At 72.2% G+C, this 18,150-nt stretch carries 16 protein-coding genes and 2 pseudogenes; 14 read left to right on the top strand and 4 right to left on the bottom strand.

What is annotated here, in order from left to right:
- Positions 1-48 precede the first annotated feature (48 nt).
- The 8 genes from ACIRYZ_RS00310 (at position 49) to ACIRYZ_RS00275 (ending at position 11,047) form a co-directional block, all read left to right on the top strand.
- Positions 49-1,083 (top strand): PstS family phosphate ABC transporter substrate-binding protein, encoded by a 1,035-nt coding sequence (locus ACIRYZ_RS00310; RefSeq protein ID WP_402937582.1) that lies wholly within the window; start codon positions 49-51, stop codon positions 1,081-1,083.
- A 109-nt stretch (positions 1,084-1,192) separates the two neighbouring features.
- Positions 1,193-1,783 carry a hypothetical protein gene (locus ACIRYZ_RS00305; protein WP_402937579.1) on the top strand — a complete coding sequence of 197 codons (591 nt, stop codon included), beginning with the start codon at positions 1,193-1,195 and terminating at the stop codon, positions 1,781-1,783.
- A 233-nt stretch (positions 1,784-2,016) separates the two neighbouring features.
- Positions 2,017-4,647, top strand: a complete 2,631-nt coding sequence (locus ACIRYZ_RS00300; RefSeq protein WP_402937577.1) for a hypothetical protein — start codon at positions 2,017-2,019, stop codon at positions 4,645-4,647.
- A gap of 369 nt (positions 4,648-5,016) precedes the next feature.
- Positions 5,017-6,048: a phosphate ABC transporter permease subunit PstC gene (gene pstC / locus ACIRYZ_RS00295; RefSeq protein ID WP_402937574.1), complete on the top strand. Its 1,032-nt coding sequence runs from the start codon at positions 5,017-5,019 to the stop codon at positions 6,046-6,048.
- A gap of 55 nt (positions 6,049-6,103) precedes the next feature.
- On the top strand, positions 6,104-7,336 hold the full coding sequence (pstA, locus tag ACIRYZ_RS00290) for a phosphate ABC transporter permease PstA (RefSeq protein ID WP_402937571.1): 1,233 nt from the start codon (positions 6,104-6,106) through the stop codon (positions 7,334-7,336).
- Between the two features lie 38 nt (positions 7,337-7,374).
- Positions 7,375-9,222, top strand: a complete 1,848-nt coding sequence (locus ACIRYZ_RS00285; RefSeq protein WP_402937568.1) for a substrate-binding domain-containing protein — start codon at positions 7,375-7,377, stop codon at positions 9,220-9,222.
- Positions 9,219-10,115 (top strand): class E sortase, encoded by an 897-nt coding sequence (locus tag ACIRYZ_RS00280; protein WP_402937565.1) that lies wholly within the window; start codon positions 9,219-9,221, stop codon positions 10,113-10,115. The genes ACIRYZ_RS00285 and ACIRYZ_RS00280 overlap by 4 nt, the downstream gene beginning before the upstream one ends.
- Positions 10,116-10,138: 23 nt before the next feature.
- On the top strand, positions 10,139-11,047 hold the full coding sequence (locus ACIRYZ_RS00275; protein ID WP_402937562.1) for a phosphate ABC transporter ATP-binding protein: 909 nt from the start codon (positions 10,139-10,141) through the stop codon (positions 11,045-11,047).
- Between the two features lie 40 nt (positions 11,048-11,087).
- Here ACIRYZ_RS00275 and ACIRYZ_RS00270 read toward each other — a convergent pair whose 3' ends face one another.
- The gene (locus ACIRYZ_RS00270) at positions 11,088-11,930 is read right to left on the bottom strand and encodes an HAD family hydrolase (protein ID WP_402937559.1); all 843 of its coding nucleotides are present in this window, start codon (positions 11,928-11,930) and stop codon (positions 11,088-11,090) included.
- A gap of 163 nt (positions 11,931-12,093) precedes the next feature.
- Here ACIRYZ_RS00270 and ACIRYZ_RS00265 point away from each other — a divergent pair, with 163 nt between their 5' ends.
- Positions 12,094-12,315 (top strand): hypothetical protein, encoded by a 222-nt coding sequence (locus ACIRYZ_RS00265; RefSeq protein ID WP_402938540.1) that lies wholly within the window; start codon positions 12,094-12,096, stop codon positions 12,313-12,315.
- 531 nt (positions 12,316-12,846) lie between these two features.
- Here the strand turns inward: ACIRYZ_RS00265 and ACIRYZ_RS00260 are convergent.
- Together ACIRYZ_RS00260 and ACIRYZ_RS00255 are read right to left on the bottom strand one after the other, a co-directional pair.
- Positions 12,847-13,734: an LLM class flavin-dependent oxidoreductase gene (locus ACIRYZ_RS00260; RefSeq protein ID WP_402937557.1), complete on the bottom strand. Its 888-nt coding sequence runs from the start codon at positions 13,732-13,734 to the stop codon at positions 12,847-12,849.
- A 289-nt stretch (positions 13,735-14,023) separates the two neighbouring features.
- Positions 14,024-14,935, bottom strand: a complete 912-nt coding sequence (locus ACIRYZ_RS00255) for a serine/threonine-protein kinase (RefSeq protein ID WP_402937554.1) — start codon at positions 14,933-14,935, stop codon at positions 14,024-14,026.
- Between the two features lie 116 nt (positions 14,936-15,051).
- On the opposite strand from ACIRYZ_RS00255, the gene ACIRYZ_RS00250 reads away from it, so the two are divergent.
- From ACIRYZ_RS00250 to ACIRYZ_RS00235, 4 genes and pseudogenes are all read left to right on the top strand, one after another.
- Positions 15,052-15,567, top strand: coding sequence for an RNA polymerase sigma factor (locus ACIRYZ_RS00250; protein WP_402937551.1), 516 nt, complete (start codon positions 15,052-15,054; stop codon positions 15,565-15,567).
- The gene (locus ACIRYZ_RS00245) at positions 15,564-16,412 is read left to right on the top strand and encodes a hypothetical protein (protein ID WP_402937548.1); all 849 of its coding nucleotides are present in this window, start codon (positions 15,564-15,566) and stop codon (positions 16,410-16,412) included. The genes ACIRYZ_RS00250 and ACIRYZ_RS00245 overlap by 4 nt, the downstream gene beginning before the upstream one ends.
- A gap of 94 nt (positions 16,413-16,506) precedes the next feature.
- Positions 16,507-17,187 carry a hypothetical protein gene (locus ACIRYZ_RS00240; protein ID WP_402937545.1) on the top strand — a complete coding sequence of 227 codons (681 nt, stop codon included), beginning with the start codon at positions 16,507-16,509 and terminating at the stop codon, positions 17,185-17,187.
- A gap of 90 nt (positions 17,188-17,277) precedes the next feature.
- Positions 17,278-17,397: pseudogene (locus ACIRYZ_RS00235) on the top strand (LLM class flavin-dependent oxidoreductase); the annotation flags it as partial.
- A gap of 104 nt (positions 17,398-17,501) precedes the next feature.
- Here ACIRYZ_RS00235 and ACIRYZ_RS00230 read toward each other — a convergent pair.
- Positions 17,502-17,741 (bottom strand): annotated as a pseudogene (locus tag ACIRYZ_RS00230) (LLM class flavin-dependent oxidoreductase); the annotation flags it as partial.
- A gap of 80 nt (positions 17,742-17,821) precedes the next feature.
- Between ACIRYZ_RS00230 and ACIRYZ_RS00225 the strand changes: the two are divergent.
- Entirely contained in the window at positions 17,822-17,962 is a 141-nt protein-coding gene (locus tag ACIRYZ_RS00225; RefSeq protein ID WP_402937542.1) for a hypothetical protein, read from the top strand.
- Positions 17,963-18,150: the final 188 nt, after the last annotated feature.

Here is an 18,150-nt window from a genome sequence, read left to right as displayed (position 1 = left end):
AGCACGGGTTCACGCGATGTACGTCTCTCCCATCGGAGGAAGAGGAACATGCGTAAGACCGCTGCCAAGCTGCTCACCGCCGCCGCCCTGGCGACCTCCCTGGTCACCATCGCCAGCGGCTCGGCCCTGGCCGACCCGACCGTCACCCCGGCCGCCCAGGACATCGTGGGCGTCGGCTCGGACACCATCCAGGCGCTGCTGAACCAGTTCTCGACCGACTACAACGCCTCCCTGGGCTCCGGCTCCACCGCGCCGCACCTGTACAGCTGGGACGCGACCGGCTCCTCGCCGATCACCACCAAGGTCGGTGCCACCTCGATCGCCCGCCCGAACGGCTCCGGCGCCGGCATCAAGGCCCTGGTCGCCAACACCAGCGCGACCGTGGACTTCGCCCGTTCCTCGCGCGGCCCGCAGCCGACCGACGCCCACGGCCTGGACTTCGTCACGCTGGCCAAGGACGCGGTGACCTGGTCCGCCAAGTCGGGCGGCGACGCGCCGGCGCAGCTGACCCCGGCGCAGCTGAACGCGATCTACAGCTGCACCACCACCAACTGGCAGCAGATCGACCCGAGCCTGCCGAACGCCACCATCAAGCCGTTCCTGCCGCAGGCCGACTCCGGCACGCGCGCGTTCTTCCTGACCGCGATCAGCAACCCGACCCTGGGCCAGTGCGTCACCACCGGTCCGGAGGAGAACGAGGGCACCGACCAGGCGCTGAACAACCCCGACGTGGTCTTCCCGTACTCCGTCGCCCACTACATCGGTCAGACGGCCGGCGGCCACGGCACGACGACCGACGCGCCCGGCAATCTGACCCTGCGCAACGTGGTGGTCAACGGTGCCACCCTGACCCCGGTCACCAGCAACCAGATCAACACCGACTTCGCCAACTCGCAGTTCGGCCGCGTGGTCTACAACGTCGTCCGTGACGCCGAGTGGAACGCGACCGACACCCACGGCCAGGCGCTCCAGAACATCTTCGGCTCCAACGGCTGGATCTGCAACGACCCGACCGCGGCCGCCGACATCGCGAGCTACGGCTTCCTGGCCACCCCGGCCTGCGGTGTCGCCACCCTCACCTGATCCACCCCGCACCATCCGGCGGCCACGGGCGTCCTGCCCGTGGCCGCCGGCGGTCCTCGGGCCGGTGTTCCACCCCAGCGCGACACCTTCCTCTCCCAAGGAGACCAGCATGTCCCGTACCACCGCCCGGTACCTCGCCGGCGGCGTCGCGGTCGTTCTCGCCGTGACCGGCCTCAGCGGCGCGGCCGCGGCCGACACCACCCCCGCTGCCACCCCCACGGGCAGCGCCGTGGTGGTCGAGAACAACGCGTTCCTGCAGAACGCGGCCACCAACGGTGTGGTGATCGTTCCGCTGCCGAACGCCGGCGTCTCCTACGACGTCACCAAGGGCCTGTCGACGAGCCTTCCGGTGACCGGCGGCAGCGTGAACCTGCGCGGCTACTACGGCAACGCGACGCTCGACGGCAGCCTGCTCTTCGTCGACGTCCAGACCGGCAAGAGCGTGCTCTTCAAGCAGCTCGCGTTCAGCGCCGACCGCTGGCGCCTCACCGGCGTGCCGGACGGCGCCACCGCGCCGGTCTCGCTGCTGCGGCCGGCCGGGATCCAGGAGAGCAGCCAGAGCGGGACCACCCAGAGCCTGAACGCGAGCAACCTCACCCTGGACACCACGGGTGCGCAGTACCTCGACACCCAGCTGAACACCACCTTCTTCACCGGTGGCCAGTCGGTCGGCTCCTTCTCGTTCACCTTCAACGGCTGATCGCAGGCGCCGACCTGAGCGACGGGCCTGCGCCGGGTGGCGCGGGCCCGTTTCGTTCGCAGGTGCCAACTCGGCTACAGAGGTGCCGCGTTGTGGTCCCGTACACACGCGCGACCGGATCCGGCCACTTGTGGCTGGCCGAATGGATGCGTACCGGAATCGTTGGCCGCTCGCAGCCTGATCCCCCTGCGCCGCGCTTCCCGGCGGCGCGCAACCGTACGGAGGTGCCCGCCATGAGAGTCCGCCTACCCGACCGGAGACATCCGGGGTGGTGGCGTCGCCGGATACCGGCGATCGCGTTGGTGTGGTCGGTGGTGGTGGCGATCGGCGTGGTGCCGATCGGCCTGGGCGCCGTACCGCAGGCGGTGGCGGAGGACTCCGCCGTCACCAAGGTGGGGCCCAAGATCTGGCTTCCGAAGGATGGCAAGGACGGCCCTGAGGGAAGTGTCACGGTCGCCCAGACGAAGAACCTGGTCAACCAGGTCGTTCACGTCAGCTGGAAGGGGTTCACCCCGTCCAGCGACGTCAGCGGAAGCCCCTGGGCGGGCGGAGCGACCGTCGGGGAGCGCCTGCCCTACTACGAGGTGCGGGTGTACCAGTGCAAGGGCACGGACCCGAAGATCACCGACTGTTACGACAGCACGCTGTACGGCGCCGATGCGGCGGCGGGGTTCCAGCAGAAGAGGCCCGCGCCCGGGACGACCTTCCCCGACTTCCCGTCCAACAAGGTCGTTGCGACGACGGCTTCGGACGGCACGGGGTACGCGGACATCGAACTCTTCACCGCGACCCAGAGTCCCCACCTGGGCTGTGACGACAAGAACCCCTGTTCACTGGTGGTGGAGCCCAACTACGGCGGCGACGTCCTGGCCTGGAAGGACCCGACCCGGAAGGGCGTGGTCAACTGCCAGAACCACGCGTTGGACACCGCCTTCGACATGCCGTCCGACCTGGTGCTCCAGCGGCAGCTCAATCGGTGGACGCAGTTCGCGACGGCCGAGCAGTGCGCCTGGGAGCGTCGCACGGTGGTCCCGCTCGAATTCGCTCCCACCGCGGCCTCCTGCCCGGGGGAGAAGCCGGCCTTCACCGTGGGCGGCCTGGAACCGGCCAAGCGGGCCGTGGAGCAGTGGCAGGCCGGGTTGTGCCAGGGCAACGACCCGATGCTGCTGACGTACGGTTTCGCGAACGGTGACTCGCAGGCACGGTCGGACTTCCTCGCCGGCAGCAAGGACATGGCACTGGCGGCCAGGCCTGATACGCAGGCTCCACCGCCGAGGCCGTACGTGTACGCGCCGGTGGCGACCTCGGGGATCTCCGTCGTCTTCATCGTGGACGATCCGAAGACCCGCCTGCAGTTCAGGAGCATGCGGCTCAACGCGCGGTTGTTGGCGAAGCTGCTCACCCAGTCCTACAACTCGCCGGGTGATGTCCCTTCGGTGAAGGGGAATCCGCAATGCGTCTTCGACGACCCGGAGTTCCAGAAGCTGAACCAGCTTCCCCCGGACAGTAAGGCCGCCTGGCCGACGGGGTGCAGCTACAGCAATGTCAGCCCGACGGTCTTCGGCGGGACGGCGGACATGACGTACCAGTTGACGTCCTGGATCGCTTCCGACCCGGACGCGGTGCGGTTCCTCGACGGTGAACCGGACCCGTGGGGCATGCACGTGGACAGCTACTACCTGCGCCCGGCGTTCTCCGGCTACCCGGTCGACTCCTTCGTCCGGCAGGACTCCTCCGGGTTCGCCGGAGCAACGGAGGACCCGAAGGACCGGTGGAAGCAGTACGAGTGGAACCCGGTGGCGACCGGGCTGAACGACGTGGCGCGGAAGGTTCTGTGGAACAAGCCGAACTGCGTCAACACGGACAAGCACTCGGACGGGACCCACGACCTGTGCGCGTCGATGCCGGTCGGCCGGCGGACCCTTTTCGCGATCATGGATTCCGGTCAGGCGAAGGCCTACTCGCTCCCCGAGGCCCAGCTGGTCAACCCGGCCGGCGGCTTCGCCTCTCCTGACGGCCCGGGCCTGCAGGCCGCCGTCGCCGACATGACCGTCGACCGGTCCACCGGCGTGCAGTCCCTGCCGTACGGCACGTCCGACACGGCGTTCTCGCGGGACCAGAAGGCCTACCCGCTGACCACCGTGGACTACGCGATGCTCCCGACCAAGGACGTCGCGGCCGACAAGGTGGCCGCGATGAGCACGTTCATGCGCGCGGTCACCACCACCGGCCAGGTCTACGGCCACGAGCCCGGTCACCTCGCGCCCGGCTTCCTCGCGCTGACCGCCGCCCAGCGGACCCAGGCGGCCGACGCCATCAGCCACCTGGAGGCGCAGGACGCCAAGCTGCCCGGCAACCAGGCCGCGCCGGCGAACCCGCCCGCGACCGGCGGTGACGGCTCGACCCCGGCGGCCGGCGGCAGCGGGGGCGGCAGCGCCCCGAACGTCGCCTCGGTCACCCAGGTCGGCGAGGGCGCGGGCCCGTCCGGCGGCTCCGGGGGCTCCTCGGCCGGCGGCTCGGGCTCCGACTCCGCCGGCGGTCCGTCCGGAAGCGGCGGCGGCACGGGCGCCGGCAGCGGTGCCGGTACCGCGGCCGGTGGTGCCGGCGCCGCCGCCCCGGGTGCCAAGCCCGGTGCGAGCCCGAGCACGCCCGGCAAGTCGCTGTCCGCCGCGCCGGTCGCCGCCGGTACCCCGGCGTCGGACCGCTCCGGTCTGGCCCGGCTGCTGCTGCCGATCGCGCTGATCGGCGGCGGGGTGCTGCTGGTCGGCGGTCCGGCGGCCCTGGTCCTCGGCGGTACGCCCGCCGGGGCGCGGGCGCTGACCGGGCTGCGGCAGGGCTGGGCGCGGGTGCGCCGCCGCCCGTGACGCACTGACCGCACCACTCGCACCACCCCAGCGACTCGGCGGGGCCGCCGTTCCGGCCCCGCCGAGTCGTTTTCGCATGCGCCAAGGTGCCCGACATCAACGCGCGTTGATCTTTCGAGTGAAACCGGCCAGCTGTCCGATCACGCTCGATCGTGGTCAAATCCCTTCCCGATCAACCGAGTTGAGCATTGGTATCGCTGCGAACATGCCATCCGGCGGCCATGTGAAGCCATCTGGAGTTCCCAACTCCGCTACAGAGTCGCCGCGTTGGGCCCTCGTACACACGGCCGACCCGATCCGGCCACTTCCGGCTGGCCGAATGGGTACGCACCGGATCCGTCCCCCGCAGCCGAGCACGGAGAGCAGACCATGACATCCGCCGCCGAGCCCGCGGCACCGTACGCCGGGGCGCCAGGCCAACCCGACCACGGGCCCGACCAGGACGTCCCGCGCGTGATCACCGCCCCCGCGACCCCCGGCGACCGGGTGTTCCGCGGGGTGCTGCGGATCGCCGGGCTCTCGGTCTTCGCGATCATGGGGCTGATCGCGTTCTTCCTGATCCTGCGCGGTACGGACGCGCTGCGCGCCGTCGGGCTGTCCTTCCTCACCGAGCAGAAGTGGCAGACGGCGGCGCACAACTTCGGCATCGCCGCCGTCCTCCCGGACGGGCTGCTGATCGCCGTGATCGCGCTGGTGATCGCCGTCCCGGTCGCCCTCTTCACCGCGATCTTCATCTCGGAGTACGCGCCGGTCCGGCTGCGCGCGGCGCTGATCTCGCTGATCGACCTGATGGCGGCGATCCCCAGCATCATCTACGGCCTGTGGGGGCTCTTCTTCCTCCAGCCGCGCATCATCGGCTTCGTCCGCTGGCTCACCAGCCACCTCGGCGACGCGATCCCCTTCCTCAAGGTGCGCACCGGCGACATCGGCACCTCCTACACCTCCTCGACCTTCATCGCGGGCGTGGTCGTCGCGCTGATGATCATCCCGATCGTCACCTCGCTCAGCCGGGAGGTGTTCTCCCAGGCGCCGCAGGGCGAGCGGGAGGGCGCCTACGCGCTGGGTTCGACCCGCCGGGGGATGGTGCGCACGGTGGTGCTGCCGTTCGGCAAGGGCGGCGTGATCGGCGCGATCATGCTGGGCTTCGGCCGGGCGATGGGCGAGACGATCGCGGTCGCGCTGATCATCTCGCCGAGCTTCAACACCATCACCCACATCCTGGAGAACGGCGCCAACTCGATCTCGGCGCTCATCGCGCTGCGCTTCGGAGAGTCGGACGCGCTCTCGCTCTCCGCGCTGATGGCGGCCGGCCTGGTGCTGTTCGCACTGACCCTGCTGGTCAACGTGGCGGCCGGGTTCGTGATCAACCGGTCCCGCTCCGGGGCCTCCATCGCGGACTGAGGTGGCGTACCGACATGGCCGGCCCCGCCCCGACCCCGCTGAAGGGAACCACCCGATGACCACGCTCGACCTGCCGCCGGTCGCCGCGGCCGAGCCCCCCGGCTCCTCCGGCTCCCCCGACGCGCCCGCCGAGGCCGCGCCGTCGCGCCCCGAGGCCAGGGTGCGGCTCGGCGGTGTCACCCGCGAGGACGTGTTCACCGTGGCCGGGTCGCTGGTCGGCTCGCTCGCGCTGGACTGGATGCTGTACGAGCGGGTGCTGCCGTTCAGCGGCGTGTTCGGCTTCCTGGTCTGCTGGTACGTCCTCTTCCTGACGGGCTACTTCGCGCTCGGCCGGCTCCAGTGGGGCGGGCTCATGGTGCGCGACCGGCTGGTGTCGGTGGTCGCCTGGAGCTCCGGGCTGCTGGTGGTCGCGCTGATCGGCGACCAGATCGGCTACGTGGCGGACCGCGGCTACGAGGCGGCGCAGCACCTCAACTTCTTCACCGAGTCGATGGAGCAGACCGCCGCGCTCTCCCCGATCACCTCCGGCGGCGCGCTCAACGCGATCGTCGGCTCGCTCGAACAGCTGGGCCTGGCCACGCTGTTCGCGGTGCCGCTCGGCATCGCGGCGGCGGTCTTCATGTCCGAGGTCGGCGGCCGGCTGGCCAAGCCGGTGCGGACGCTGGTCGAGGCGATGACCGCACTGCCGTCCATCGTGGCCGGCCTGTTCATCCTCGGCGTCTTCATCATCACCTTCGGCGCCGAGAAGAGCGGTTTCGCGGCCTCGCTCGCGCTGACCGTGATGATGATGCCGATCGTCACCCGGGCCGCCGAGGTGGTCATCCGACTGGTGCCGGGCACCCTGCGGGAGGCCTCGTACGCGCTGGGCGGCAGCCAGTGGCGCACGGTGTGGAACGTGGTGCTGCCGACCGCCCGCCCCGGCCTGGTGACGGCGGTGGTGCTCGGCATGGCGCGCGGCATCGGCGAGACCTCCCCGGTGCTGCTGACCTCGGGCTTCACCTCGCAGTTCAATGCCGACCCGTTCCACGAGCACCAGGTGTCGCTGCCGCTGTACATCTGGAACTACGTCAAGCAGCCCTACCCCGAGATGGTCGCCCGCGCCTTCGCGGCCGGACTGACCCTGATGGCCCTGGTGCTGGTCCTGTTCGTCACCGCGCGCGTGCTCGGCGGGCGCAAGCCGGGCGAGTTGACGAGGCGCCAGAGGCGTCGGATCGACCGGGAGGCGCGCCGGGCCGAGGCCGGTGCGCGGGCCGCCCGTCCCGCCGTCCCGCTCTCCGGGAACAGCTGATGACTCACCCAACCACCCTCCGTGCCAGAGGAGTTCTCATGTCGTGGGAGGCTGCCGGCCGGCCCGTGGCCCGCGGGCTCGCCCTGCTGATGTCCCTGTTCCTGCTCGCGGCCTCCCCGCTGCTGGGGCCGGGCTCGAAGGCGTACGCGGCGCCCGTCGCGCTGAGCGCCGACGGCTCCAGCTGGGCCGGTCCGGCCATCGACCAGTGGCGCCAGGACGTCGGACCGCAGGGCATCCAGATCAGTTTCAACCCGATCGGCTCGGCGGCCGGCCGCAACTCGTGGCTCCTCGGGCAGGACGACTTCACCGCTTCCGACGTGCCGTTCCGCACCAGCCAGGACTCCGGTGTGAACTCGTCGGGCCAGCGCACCGGCACGGGTGGCGTGGAGACGATGACGTACGGCTTCTCGTACATCCCGATCACCGCCGGCGGCACGACCTTCATGTACAACCTGGTGGTCGGCGGCAAGCAGGTTCGCGACCTGCGGCTGTCCCCGCAGACCATCGTGGACATCTTCACCAACAAGATCACCAACTGGAACGACCCGAAGATCACCGCCGACTACGGCAAGGCGCTGCCCAACCTGCCGATCACCCCGGTGGTCCGCTCCGACGGCTCCGGCGCCACCGCCCAGTTCACCCGTTGGATGGAGCACACCCACAAGGACCAGTGGGACACGTACTGCTCGTCCGTCAACGGCGTCTCCTGCGGTGACTACACCGAGTTCTTCCCGCCGTCCGGCCGGATGGTCGCCCAGAACGGCTCGGACGTCGTGGCCGGCTACATCAAGGCGCCCTCCGGCCTCGGCACCATCGGCTACGACGAGTACGCCTTCGCCAAGCGCAGCAACTGGCCGGTCGTGAAGGTGCTCAACCAGGCCGGCTACTACTCGCTGCCGACCGCCTCCAACGTCGCCGTGGCGCTCACCGCCGCCAAGATCCGCGGCGTGGACGACAACACCCCGGCCAGCGACCCGAACTACCTGCAGCAGAACCTCGACGGCGTCTACACCATGGACGACCCGCGCGCGTACCCGATCTCCAGCTACAGCTACGTGATCGTGCCGCGCGCGGGTGCCGCGCTGCCCCCGCCGGGCCGCTTCACCAACGACAAGGGCGGCGCGCTCAGCCGTTTCCTCTCGTACGTGCTCTGCGAGGGCCAGGGCGAGGCCGACGGCCTCGGCTACTCGCCGATCCCGCGCGGCCTGGTCCGCGGCGGGCTGCTGCAGACCAAGTCGATCCCCGGCAACGCCAGCCCGGTCGACCCGGACACCCTGTCCAACTGCGCCAATCCGACCTTCAACTCGGCCGGTGAACTGACCGTCCTGAAGAGCGCGCCGATGCCCAGCCCCTGCGACAAGCAGGGCACGCCGCTGGACTGCACCGTGCAGAACGGCCAGCCGGTCAAGAGCGGCTCGGGCGGGTCCGGCGGCTCCGGCGGCGGTGGTGGCGGCACTTCCGGCGGGACCGGGGGTTCGGGCGGCACCGGCGGGTCCGGCGGCAACGGCCACGGCGGTGGCGGCGGCTCGTCCGCAGGCGCCGGAGGCGGCGGTGGCGGGGACGCGGGCGGTGCCGGTGGCGGCGCGGCCGGCGGCGACCCGAACGCCGGTGGCGGCGCGGCCGCCGGGGACCCGAACGCGGCCGGCGGCGGGGGCGACGGCTCCGCCGAGGACGTGGTCGACCCGCAGACCGGGCAGGTGGTCGCCCGCGGTCGCGGCGGCGGCTCCACCGAGGTCGCGGCCAACGTGGTCGAGGTGAGCGGCAAGCCCGAGGACTGGACGCTCTCCACCCTCACCGCGGTGGAGCTGCTCGCCGTGGTGCTCGTCCCGCCGCTGCTCGGCCGCCGGCTGCTGCGCCGGCGCAAGGGATCGGGCGGTGCCTCGTGACCGCACCGGTCCTGGAGAAGCCGGTGACCGAACCGTCGGTGCCCCTGGTCGGGGAGTCCACGGCCCGTCCCGCCGTCACGCCCGCGCGGCGGCGGTTCCTCCAGGGCGCCTGGGCGGTCAGCCTGCTGGCAGCGCTGGTGCTGGGCTTCGTCGGCTACCTGTTCACGCTCTCGCACGTCCAGGAGCGGCACTACCAGTCGGCCGCGTACAAGACCTTCAAGGACCAGCTCGCCCGGGCCGTCGCCCCGACCGGTTCGGCCGACGACGGCGACCCGGTGGCGCTGCTGGACATCCCGGCGATCGGCCTGCACCAGGCCGTGGTGGTCGAGGGCACCACCGGCCGGGACCTGATGCGCGGCCCCGGCCACCGCCGGGACACCGCGCTGCCCGGCCAGGGCGGGGTCGCGGTGGTGTTCGGCCGCGGCGCCACCTTCGGCGCGCCCTTCGCCGAGCTGTCCAAGCTCCGGGTCGGCGACAGGATCGAGGCCACCACCGGGCAGGGCAAGTACACCTACACCGTCAACGTGTACGGCGACGGCGACCACCCGATCACCGACCCGGCCCGCAACCGGCTGGTCCTGGTCACCGGCGACTCCGACTGGATCCCCGGTTCCACCGTGATGATCGGCGCCCGCCTTGAGGGCGACCCCGACCAGAACCCCGGCGGCCGCCCCGCCACCGTCGCGTACGACAAGGCGCTGGCCGCGGACAAGGGCGCGCTGGCCACGCTGCAGCTGTGGTCGCTCGGGCTGCTGGGCGCGGTGGTCGGCGCGCTGCTGCTGGCCCGGTACTGGCGGCCGTCGGCCGTCTACCTGAGCCTCGCGCCGGTGGTCGGCGCGCTGGTCTGGGCGGTCTACGAGAACGCCGCCGCCCTGCTGCCCAACCTCTACTGACGCGCGCCCGGAGGACCGTACCGATGACCGACACCACCCAGCAGCCGTACGACGCGGCGGCCGACCCGGCCGCCGACACCCTCACCCTCCCGCCGGTCACCCCCGCGCCGGGCCCCGGCGGTGGCCACCCCGGAGACGGCCGGCCCGGCGACGGCCCGCTGGCCGGGCTGGAGACCCGGGACGTCTCCGCCTGGTTCGGCAGCCGCAAGGTGCTGGAGCGGGTCTCGCTGGCGATGCCGGCCGGCGAGGTCACCGCGCTGATCGGCCCCTCCGGCTGCGGCAAGTCCACCTACCTGCGGATCCTCAACCGGATGCACGAGATGGTGCGCGGCGCCGCCCTGGCCGGTGAGGTGCTGCTGGACGGGGACGACGTCTACCGGCCCGGGCGGCGCCCCGCCGAGGTGCGGCGCCGGATCGGCATGGTGTTCCAGCGGCCCAACCCGTTCCCGGCGATGTCCATCCAGGACAACGTCGCCAGCGGGCTCAAGCTGGCCGGGATCAAGGTGTCCAAGGAGGAGCGCCAGCACCTGGTGGAGACCAGCCTGCGCCGGGCCGGGCTCTGGGACGAGGTGTCCGCCCGGCTGCACACCCCGGGCGGTGCGCTCTCCGGCGGCCAGCAGCAACGCCTGTGCATCGCACGGTCGTTGGCCGTCTCGCCGGACATCCTGTTGATGGACGAGCCGTGCTCCGCGCTCGACCCGACCTCCACCCGCCGGGTCGAGGAGACCATCGCCGAACTGCGCGGGCGGCTCACCATCGTGATCGTCACCCACAACATGCAGCAGGCCCAGCGCGTCTCGCAGAGCTGCGCGTTCTTCCTGGCCACCCACGACACCCCGGGCCGGATCGTCGAGGCCGGGCCGACCGGGCAGATCTTCGGGCACCCGCGCGACCAGCGGACCTCGGACTACGTCAACGGCCGCTTCGGTTAAGGCGGTTACCGGGCCGGGCGGCGGGCGCCGTCACCGGGCGCTACCGGGGCAGGAACTCCTCCAGCACCGCCGCGACGCCGTCCCGGTCGTTGCTCACGGTGTGCAGCGGCACCGCCGCCAGCACTGCCGGGTGGGCGTTGGCGACGGCGTACGCGGTGCCGGCCCAGGCCAGCATCTCCAGGTCGTTCGGCATGTCGCCGAAGGCCACCACCTCACTGCGGTCGATCCCGTGCTCGGCGCACCAACGGGCCAGCGTGCTGGCCTTGGTGACGCCGGGCGCACTGATCTCCAGCAGCGGGATCGGCGAGGAGCGGGTGATCTCGGCCAGGTGCCCGGCGGCCGTCCGGGCCTCGGCGAGGAAGGTGTCCGGGTCGAGGTCCGGGTGCTTGGCCAGCAGCTTGAACAGGCCCCGCACCGGGCCGCCGTCCCCGAGCAACTCCTCGGCCGGGCCGACCTCGCAGACCATGTCGTCGCCCCACATGAGCACCTCGTACTCGGGCTCGCGGGCCCACCCGGCCGCGTGCTCGAAGGCGAAGGCGGTGCCGGGCAGCTTGGCGCGCAGCGCCTCGACCACCGCCAGCGTGGTCCCGGCCGCCATCGGGAAGTACTCCACCAGCTCGCCGCGCCGCACGTCCACGATCGCGCCGCCGTTCGAGCAGATCGCCACCCCGTGGCCGCCGATGTGCGGGCTCACCTGCTGCATCCAGCGCGGCGGCCGCCCGGTCACGAACACCACCTGGATCCCGGCCGCCTCGGCCGCCGCCAGGGCCGCCGCGGTGCGATCGCTGACGGTGCCGCCGGCGCAGAGCAGGGTGCCGTCCAGGTCGGTGGCGATGAGGCGGGGAGCGGTGCGGGGTTCGGTCACCGGTCCATCTTCGCCCATCGGTGCCGCCGGGTCACCGCCCAGGGCGGGGCCGCAGCCCTGACCGTACGGACGGGTTCCGGCCCTTCACACGCCGTTTCCGGCCGATCCGCCCCCGTCCGGGGTGTCAGTGCGGGCCGAACGGGCAGGACTGATCCCGGTCACCCCGTCGGCAGGAAGAGCCATGCCCACAAGCCAGCTCCGAGACGAGACGTCCCCGACCCGCCGCTCCACCGCCGCCTTCCCGGACGAGCCGGACGTGCCCGACGAGCCGGACGTGCCCGTCGCCTCCCGCGAGCCGGTCCTGCTCGGTGAGGTCCTCTTCCACACCCTCGCCGAACTCGCCCGCCGCACCCCGGATCCGGCCCCCGCCCTCCCCGCCCAGCGCACCCGCCCGCACCCGTAGCCGTCGTCACGACCGCTCGGTGCGCCGTACCCAGTAGCGCCAGCCGGCCTCGATCTGGCCCGGCGGCCACACCGTGGCGTCCTTCTACAGGCTTCTCCCGGTGGCCGGTCCAGTGCCGGATCCCGCCCGCCGCCTGGGCGCTCAACTGCAGGCCGCAGGCCCGTTCCAGCAACACGGCGTACATCACCGCGTGGGCGATGTCCCGGCCCGCCGCGAGCAGTCCGTGCTGCGGCATCAGGCAGGCCGTGCTCGGCGAAGACCACCGCGTCGTGGCTCAGCGCCCGCAGCGGCACCCCGAGGGCGCTGAAGGCGTTCGCGGTGGCCGAGTGGGTGTGCAGCGAGACCCCGACGTCCGGGCGGGCCCGCCTCGACGGACAGCTCGGACAGCGCAAGTGCAACGTTCGCCCGGAGAAATCCACCTCGGTGCGCCCGTACCGAACCGCTCCGGCGGGGATCCGACAGAGCCCCGTGCGGGCCGTCGGCACGGCCGCACAGGGCTCTGTCAGGACCGGTCGGCCGTGGTGGCCGCGATCACCCCAGCTGGGCGAGGCCCTCGGTGGCGATCTGCTCGAAGACGGCGAGGTCGTTCTCGAAGATCGAGTCCGGGATCGGCCAGTGGATCACGAGCTCGGTGATGCCCAGCTCCCGGTACGTCCCGGCCCAGTCCACGAAGGCGCCGAGCGACTGCAGCGGCTTCTCCGCCGTGGAGCCCTGGAGCAGCATCTTCTCCAGCGTCGCCACGTCCCGGCCCTTCGCCTCGCAGGCCGCCGTCAGCTTCCCGATCTGCTGGGCGATCACCCCGGGCGCCTGCTCCACCGGCACGTCCGCCGGGCCGCGCGGGTCGCCGTACGTCACCCAGCCCTGCCCGTACTCGGCGGCCAGCTTCAGCCCGCGCGGGCCGGTCGCGGCGACGTAGAACGGCACCCGCGGGGTCTGCACGCAGCCGGGGATGTTCCGGGCCTCGACCGCCGAGTAGTAGGTGCCCTCGCGGGTGGTGGCGTCACTCAGCAGCAGCTCGTCCAGCAGCGGCAGGAACTCGCCGAACCGGTCCGCCCGCTCCTTCGGCGACCAGGCCTCCTGGCCCATCGCCGTCGCGTCGAAGCCGGTGCCGCCGGCGCCGATGCCGAGCGTCAGCCGCCCGCCGGACACGTCGTCCAGCGTGATCAGCTCCTTCGCCAGCGTCACCGGGTGGCGGAAGTTCGGCGAGGTCACCAGCGTGCCCAAACGCATACTCTGCGTAGCTGTCGCTGCGGCGGTCAGCGTGGGAATCGCCCCGAACCAGGGCTCGTCCCGGAACGACCGCCAGGACAGGTGGTCATAGGTGTAGGCGGCGTGGAAGCCGAGGTCCTCGGCCCGCCGCCAGATCTTCTGTCCCTCGCTCCACCGGTGGATGGGGAGGATCACCGTGCTCAGACGCATACCACCGACCCTACGGTAGCCGTCAGCGGCCAGCGCCCTCTGACTTGACGAGGCACTACCGGGGGCCGCTCACCCGGTTCCTGCCGGATCTGTTCACCTGGCGGATCGAGTACCCGGTGTTCGCCGCCGACTGGCCCGACCCCTGGAACGCATGGAGATCGAGCACGTTCTGTGGAGCGCGCTTCGGTCCGCCCGTCCGGAGACGAAGAGGACCGGGATCCTTCACGCGTTCGCGGCCGGACTCCTCTCCAGGACACGACCGCCGGTGCGGACCGGCCCCCTGTCGGATTCAACGCTGCAGCCAGCTCAGCAGGGTCGTCGCCGTGAACACCGTGCCCGACGCCAGACAGACCGCGCGCGGGGTCAGCCACCCGGGGCCTTCCAGGGGCTGGGACTGCGGGACCGGAGCCAGCAGCGCGTCTGCGAAGGCCTGGGCGGTCGGCGGTCGGTCCGCCGGCTCGACGGACATCGCGGCCCGTAGGAGCAGGGCGACGTTAGGCGGGAGTTCCGTTCCGGCTGGGAGCGCCGGCAGCGTCGAGGCGGTCGGCTGGTCGGTCATCATGGCTGTGGCGCGTCCGCCCGGGCCGAACGGCTTCTGCCCGGTCAGCAGCTCGTAGGCCACGACGGCCAGCGCGTACACGTCGGCCCTCCCGTCGAACCCGCCGGTCTGGAAGGCCTGTTCCGGTGCCATGTACGCGGGCGTGCCCGTGGTCACCGTCAGCCCGGACGCGTCGGCCAGTTGCTTCGCGCTGCCCAGATCCGCCACCAGCACCGCGGCGGGCGCAGGGCCGGTGTCGAGCAGCAGGTTGGACGGCTTGACGTCGCGGTGCACCACGCCCGCCTCGTGCAGGACCTGGACCGCGTAGCCCGCCTCCGCGGCCAGCCGCAGCGCCTCCTGCGGGTCGCACTGCCCGACCCGGTCCGCCAGGGTGCCACCGCGTACGTAGTCCATGACGAAGTAGGGCCGGTCCTCCTGCACCCCGACGTCGTGCACCCGGACCACCCGCGGGCTGGCGATCCGGCGCAGCAGCCTCGCCTCCGCCAGGAACCGCTCGCGCACATCGGCGTTGGCGGCCCAGTTCTCGGCCAGCACCTTCACCGCGACCTCGGTGTCGAGCTCCGGATCGTAGGCCTTCCAGACCGTCGCGAAGGAGCCGGCTCCGAGCCGCTCCAGGAGGAGGTAACGGCCGAGCTTGCGCATGTGGCAGCATTCTGCCGGAGTCGGGGGGAGTGCGGAACTCCCGTTCGACGGGTCGGCTGCCAGGCGGGACGAAACGGGGGATCCGGGTGTTCGAGGAAGGTGAGCTGGAACGGCTCGTGACGGCTGCTCAGGCGGGGGACCCGGGGTCGATGGAGCACCTGCTGGCCAGGCTGCGGCCGGTGGTGCTGCGCCGCTGCTCGCGCTTCCTGCCCCACCACGCCGACGCGGAGGAGGCAGCGCAGGACGCGCTCCTGTCCATCAGCACGCACCTGGGCGGGTACGGCGGCCGCGGCTCCTTCCTGGGCTGGGTGACGGTGATCGCCTCGAACGCCGCCCGGTCCACCTACCGCTCGATGCGCCGGCGCGCCGAGGACAGCCACGCCGACCTCCCCGAGTCCGTCGACCCGCGCACCACCAGCGTCATCGCCGGGACCCGGCTCGACCTGATGGAGGCGCTGGCCGCCCTGGAGCAGCAGCACCCCACCCTGGTGGAGGCCTTCGTGCTGCGCGACCTGGGCGACCTGACCTACGTCCAGGTGGCCGAGGCGCTGGACGCCCCGTTGGGCACGGTCAAGGACCGTATCCACCAGGCCCGCCGCTTCATGCGCGAGCGCCTGGTCACCGGTCTGTGAACGGTGGTCCCGCGGCGGGCGGCGGCCGCGCCGTCGTCCGGCCCCGGTCCGCCGTCGCCGCCCTGGTGGCAGCCGCCGCGCTCGGGCTGGCGACCGGCCGGTTCGTCCTGCCACCGCCCCCCGGCGCTACCGCGCACCCGGCAGCGCGGTCGGGTGCCGCGGTCGGCGGGGCATCCCAGGGCGCGTCCGCTCTCGCGACGCCCGGCGGGTCCGTCCCGACGCCCGCGTCCTCGGCCGCCGCCTCCGCCGCGCGGACCGGCGCGACCGGGCCGGTGACGACCGCGAACCTGCTGGAACCCGCGGCGTTCAGCCCGGACGTCGGCATCGGGCAGATCCACGTCACCGACCGGTACGGCGACGGGGTTTACGCCAATCCGGCCTGCTCCGGCGAGAAGACCCTCACTCAGACCCTGGGCGGGCCCGGTGCCCACTTCCGCGGACTGATGACCAGCTCCCGTACCTCCCCGGGCGACCCCACCCGGGCCGCCGACTCCGTCGACCAGGTCGCCCGCGAGGTCGCCGCCGAGGCCCTGAGCCCTTCCCTGGCGCAGAACTTCACCGAGCGCCTGCTGCTGGAGGAGGTGCCCTGCCAGGAGGAACCGCCAGGGCACTGGGTCTACGGAAGGACCACGACGCTGCAGCTCGCCCCGGACGTCACCGCGAGCTGGATGGGCACCTACCAGGGATCCCTCAATACCAACGGCACAGCGCCCGAGGGCAAGGAGCCCTGCGGCGGCATCGCCGTGCTGCGCAGCGGCAGCCACTACGGGGTGCTGGAGGTCGATGCCTGCCTGGGGACGGCCGCGATGGACCGCGTCGTCAGGACCGCTCTGTCACAGCTGTGAAACAGCCGGTCCGGGCTCCAACTTTCCCTCCTGTGGCGGCATCTCCCCGGTTGTACGAGGACGCAGCAGGCGTCCCGACCAGCAGGGGGACCAGATGACCGAGAACCAGGCCGTCCAGCAGAAGTCCGTTCGCCGCAACCGGGTCGCGGCCGCGGCCTGCTTCGCCGCTGCACTGATCACGGCCAGCGTCGTCGGCACCCAGTCGGCCACCGCCGACGGGGCCACGCACAACGCCGCGCGCACCGCGGCTGCGGTCGCCGCGCCCGGACTCGGCTCCGCCGGCCTCGTCCAGAGCGAGGACTTCCAGCAGGGCCTGAACCCGGTCGGCGCGACCGTTGCGCTGACCGGACGCCAGGGGCTGTCCGCGTGCTCCGGCGAGGAGACGATGCGCGACCTGACCAAGGACAAGGCCACCGCGTACGCGTCCGTGACCTGGACCTTCGACACCGATGGCCGACTGGTGGAGTCGGCCGCGAGCGCCCCCACCGAGACCGCGGCCGCCACCTGGGAGCAGCAGCTCGTCGCGCTCGTCCAGGACTGCCAGGACGAGCCCGCCGGCCACTGGTACTACGGCGCGGCCCACACCCTGACCGTCACCGGCGGCACCGCCCGCTGGTACCCGACCTACAACGGCGACGGCATATTCAGCGGCGGGGTCGCGGTCCTGCGCAGCGGCACCAGGGTCGCCGTCGTCGAGCTCACCGGCCGGCACACCGGCGCCCCGACCTACGTCGAAGGCATCGCCACCGCAGCGCTGAACCGCCTCTCCTCCTGAACGGCAGCCCCGCTCCGCCCGCGCCGCCGGGCGGAACCGGCCCCTGGACATCGAAGAGGCTCGCACGCCCAGGGGCCGTGCACCCCCACCTACCAGGAGCTGGGCATCGACGAGGTCGTGCTGCACTGGCCGGTGCCCGACTCGATCTTCGAGAACGACCTCGCCGTCTTCGAGCGGATCGCCACCGAAGCCCCAGCTCGACTCCGCTGAGCGCGGAGCTGCTGCCGGGAGCGGCGAAGGCCGTGGCGGCCTGCCCGGGCTCTCCCCGAGTGGGCCGCCAGGGACCGTCCGCAGTGTGTTCTCGCAGGTCAGGCCGTGATGGGTGAGCGAGGCTTGACCGAGGTTACGAGCGTTCCCAACCGCAGCCGCTCGGTGGCGGTCGCCGCGGCCGTCAGCGTGGGGATCGAGCCGAACCAGGGCTCGTCCCGGAAGCTCCGCCAGGACAGGTGGTCGTAGGTGTAGGCGGCGTGGAAGCCGAGGTCCTCGGCCCGCCGCCAGATCTTCTGGCCCTCGCTCCACCGGTGGATGGGCAGGATAACGGTACTCAAGCGCATGCAGTGACGATACGCGCGCAGATCGGCGGGACTTCGGACCGCCCGCAAGGCGACGCGAGCAGGTTGGCTGACGTGGCGCCATGGGCACGTTGAGCAGGCGAGAACCGGCCGCGCTGGTCGAGGAGGCGACGGTCGAGCGCCTCAGCGAACTCGCCGCCGGCGGCGGACGGCCGAAGCTCACCAGAGCGCGGCGCGTGCCGCGCAGGCCCGGTCACCCGTAGGGGTGAGTTGCGGCGCTCAAGGTGGCCGCTTGCATAACATGCGCCGACCAGAGCCGGCCGCCGACGGCGAGCGGCGTTGGGGGGGGGGGGGGGGGGGGGGCGGGCGCCCCCCCCCCCCCCCCCCGCGCGGATGGGGTGGGTGGAGGGCCACAGCCGGGGATGGGGGGTTGTTGTTTATGGCAAAAGAG

The organism is Kitasatospora sp. NPDC101155 (genome assembly GCF_044768305.1).
Taxonomy (GTDB): domain Bacteria; phylum Actinomycetota; class Actinomycetes; order Streptomycetales; family Streptomycetaceae; genus Kitasatospora.
This window is presented reverse-complemented; position numbering and strand designations above follow the sequence as displayed.

Excerpts from the sequence above, each read along its gene's own strand:
- ACIRYZ_RS00300 (WP_402937577.1), top strand. The coding sequence starts at position 2,017 with ATGAGAGTCCGCCTACCCGACCGGAGACATCCGGGGTGGTGGCGTCGC.
- ACIRYZ_RS00270 (WP_402937559.1), bottom strand. The coding sequence starts at position 11,930 with ATGGGCGAAGATGGACCGGTGACCGAACCCCGCACCGCTCCCCGCCTC.
- ACIRYZ_RS00285 (WP_402937568.1), top strand. The coding sequence starts at position 7,375 with ATGTCGTGGGAGGCTGCCGGCCGGCCCGTGGCCCGCGGGCTCGCCCTG.
- pstA (WP_402937571.1), top strand. The coding sequence starts at position 6,104 with ATGACCACGCTCGACCTGCCGCCGGTCGCCGCGGCCGAGCCCCCCGGC.
- ACIRYZ_RS00260 (WP_402937557.1), bottom strand. The coding sequence starts at position 13,734 with ATGCGTCTGAGCACGGTGATCCTCCCCATCCACCGGTGGAGCGAGGGA.
- ACIRYZ_RS00265 (WP_402938540.1), top strand. The coding sequence starts at position 12,094 with ATGCCCACAAGCCAGCTCCGAGACGAGACGTCCCCGACCCGCCGCTCC.
- ACIRYZ_RS00305 (WP_402937579.1), top strand. The coding sequence starts at position 1,193 with ATGTCCCGTACCACCGCCCGGTACCTCGCCGGCGGCGTCGCGGTCGTT.
- ACIRYZ_RS00275 (WP_402937562.1), top strand. The coding sequence starts at position 10,139 with ATGACCGACACCACCCAGCAGCCGTACGACGCGGCGGCCGACCCGGCC.
- ACIRYZ_RS00310 (WP_402937582.1), top strand. The coding sequence starts at position 49 with ATGCGTAAGACCGCTGCCAAGCTGCTCACCGCCGCCGCCCTGGCGACC.
- ACIRYZ_RS00240 (WP_402937545.1), top strand. The coding sequence starts at position 16,507 with ATGACCGAGAACCAGGCCGTCCAGCAGAAGTCCGTTCGCCGCAACCGG.
- pstC (WP_402937574.1), top strand. The coding sequence starts at position 5,017 with ATGACATCCGCCGCCGAGCCCGCGGCACCGTACGCCGGGGCGCCAGGC.
- ACIRYZ_RS00255 (WP_402937554.1), bottom strand. The coding sequence starts at position 14,935 with ATGCGCAAGCTCGGCCGTTACCTCCTCCTGGAGCGGCTCGGAGCCGGC.
- ACIRYZ_RS00225 (WP_402937542.1), top strand. The coding sequence starts at position 17,822 with ATGGGCACGTTGAGCAGGCGAGAACCGGCCGCGCTGGTCGAGGAGGCG.